The organism is Xenorhabdus sp. NBAII XenSa04 (assembly GCF_963866145.1).
Lineage (GTDB): Bacteria > Pseudomonadota > Gammaproteobacteria > Enterobacterales > Enterobacteriaceae > Xenorhabdus > Xenorhabdus indica.
The window spans coordinates 1-2,710 of the sequence record NZ_CAWMEB010000266.1 but is presented as its reverse complement, the minus strand read 5'-3'; the positions used below and the strand labels follow the sequence as shown (position 1 = coordinate 2,710).

Below are 2,710 nucleotides of genomic sequence, written 5' to 3'. Positions count from 1 at the left end.
GCAGATGTTGGTGCATTTTCCAGAGGAGCTACCACATTTGTTCAAGGAGAAAATGGCGTATCGTGGGATGCAGCATCCGGTTCTTATATTGCTCAGAGAAATGGAGACACCCAGCTTGTCATACATTTTAATGTGGATGCTGGTAGTACCCCTGCTTTACAATTAAAGGCTATGTATCGGAACAATGGTATTGCTTATCGTTCAGCCAGAGATAGATATGGATTTGAAGAGCCGTGGACAGAGTTTTATACCACTAAAAATAAACCTTCTGCAGCAGATGTCGGAGCATATTCTAAAGAAGAAACAGATGTACAGATAAACAAAGTTGATAGCCAATTTAATCAATTTAATCAATTTAAAACGAATATACAGGGTTATATTCCTCTTCCTTTAAACCTTTTTAGTAACTCAATGATGCGGTCAGTTGAACCGGAAGGACATCCAACTAACTATACAGCAATAGGGTGTACTATACAGGCTGTGCATCCCTGGACTAAAGGGTTTGAAGGTCCTTACACAGAAGTAGCTCCTCCTAATGTGGCTCCAGATCCAGACTCGGCAAATGAAAATAATCCGTATTGGTATGGTAAGTATTATTTAGGTGCTCGTATGGGGCGTGGTGGTTTGGGCAGTGGATGGGGTGGGATAGACTCAGGTAAGATTTTGAAAATAACATCGACTACTGAATCTTCTGGACATAAATTTTTTAGAATTCCGGTCGAGACTTATGGAGTTTTTGAACAATTAGGTCTTCGTTTTTGGGTGAAAATAGTTAAAGGGAAATTAGGTATGGGAGTAGATAGCGGATACAACGAGGGCGAATATAGACCATTAGGAGGTTATGTTATTGAAAAGGCAGAAGCAGATTCTGCTCAAGATGGTTGGTTGTTTGTAGACAAATTAATCGATATATCTCGAGTAACTACCGTGCAAGGCAATGTTCTAAACTTCGGTTTACCTTATGATGAAGACTGTGAGATTTATTTGGCTCTTCCTTATTTATATGTGCCAATGGCTAATAAGTCTATGATAGTAGCTGCTGGTGAAACGAGTATATCTCCGGTATTTACCCCAGGGAAAAAATCATGAAAGTAATAAATAAAATTGATAATAAAATTATTGGTATCTTTAATCCCAATACTGCTGAAGAAGACATTAAATTACTAGGTTATAATGTAGATGATTGTGAATTTATCAAATCTCAATCAGAATTAGACCGAGATAATCTTCTATACTTAAAATCGACGGATTGGCTTGTAACCAGACATCGTGATCAATTGAGCTTAGATATTGAATCTTCGATTACTAATGAAGAATATCAGTCTCTTTTGATAAAGCGTCAGGCGGCTAGAGCATCTATTGTCGACCAAGATGCATTAAATAAATACTATTTGGTTTTTGGTGAAAAAAATAATAAATACTAATTTTATTGCCATTCTTAAACCACCTCCCATGGTAATACCGCTCGTGTTTAAGCGAGCGGTATTACTCCATAGAAGGCGGTTTTTTACTCGATACCAATATTTTTTATATGTAATTATTGGTGCAGATGAGAATAAAACCAACCTTAACTAGGTTAATTAATAAGATGAGTTTTAATATTAATTAATACAAGTTAGGATATTCGATACCACCCCATTAACATAATATATGAGTTAGTAATATTTATAGCTGAGCTACTACCAGTATTTCCCGTTGTGCCTGAAATTGAGTGTGTATGCGCTCCTATATGTACGGTATGCGTATGAGCACCTTCAGTACTGGTTTTATGCTTATAATTATCCCAATCAGTACTACGAGAACCTACATTATTTTCCGTATTATCATAATTTCCATATCTAGCACCAGAAGCTTCACCCCACCCACTGTCATGGAAGTGATTTCCATTAGAATTAGTAGTCTTAGTACCATAATCAAAATTGCTAGTAGTAGCATTAATTGAATGATTATGAGATGGTATTTGTGCACCCGTGAGTGTTATTGAATCATTTCCACCGACAGAAAATACGTTTGAACCATTTTGGTTAGCTAAACGAATTGTTTTATTTTCGCCTATATATTTCCATTGTGTTTTAGGAAAAAGGTTATTCGGGTTTTTGTTTTGAGCAAACCATAAAACTATGCCTACTGGATACAGCATATCTGCCATATTATCTTCTGTTAAGATTTTCTTCTGTCCTTGAAACTTACCATTTTCATCAAAAGAATAAGTAGATAATCCAAATTTATCTGTACTACCACCATAATTAAGAGAAATTCCTCTTGCATGTTGAGAGCCTTCTGCATTTGGATGGGCTACATGAATAGCAAAATCACCAAGATTCTCCATATTATTAGTTCTTAAAAAACCTGAACGACCTAAATTACGTGAACTAGGATCATCAAGATAATTTGCCGTCTTAGATAAAATATACCCTGATGTTGTAGTGCCTTTATTTAATGGAATAAAACGATTCTCAGATTCTGGTTTTGTGTAACACTCCCCACGAACAGTATAGGATTGATGTGCATGGTTGCCATTAGAATTCAAAAATTGAGTGTGTAACATAGCAGAAGAGTCAATCCATATCTGTCCTACATCGCTACCTTTAGATCCTATACTAATGCCTTTTACCCATTCTCCTTCTCTACCACATGAAAATGCCCCTATATACGACTGATCAGGGATATTAGTCATCTGATTCGTTTGAGAAAATGCACCAACATCTGC

General features: G+C 36.2%; 3 protein-coding genes. 2 read left to right on the top strand and 1 reads right to left on the bottom strand.

Annotation, left to right across the window (positions count from 1 at the left end; all coding sequences use genetic code 11):
• Window positions 1-1,089, top strand: a 1,089-nt coding sequence (locus AAC147_RS09860) for a tail fiber protein (protein ID WP_339955600.1), incomplete at its 5' end; no start/stop codon positions are given.
• On the top strand, window positions 1,086-1,424 hold the full coding sequence (locus AAC147_RS09855; protein ID WP_047686490.1) for a hypothetical protein: 339 nt from the start codon (window positions 1,086-1,088) through the stop codon (window positions 1,422-1,424). The genes AAC147_RS09860 and AAC147_RS09855, both read left to right, overlap by 4 nt.
• A 191-nt stretch (window positions 1,425-1,615) precedes the next feature.
• On the opposite strand, the gene AAC147_RS09850 is transcribed toward AAC147_RS09855, so the two are convergent.
• Window positions 1,616-2,548 carry a phage baseplate protein gene (locus AAC147_RS09850; protein WP_231571691.1) on the bottom strand — a complete coding sequence of 311 codons (933 nt, stop codon included), beginning with the start codon at window positions 2,546-2,548 and terminating at the stop codon, window positions 1,616-1,618.
• Between the last annotated feature and the right edge of the window lie 162 nt (window positions 2,549-2,710).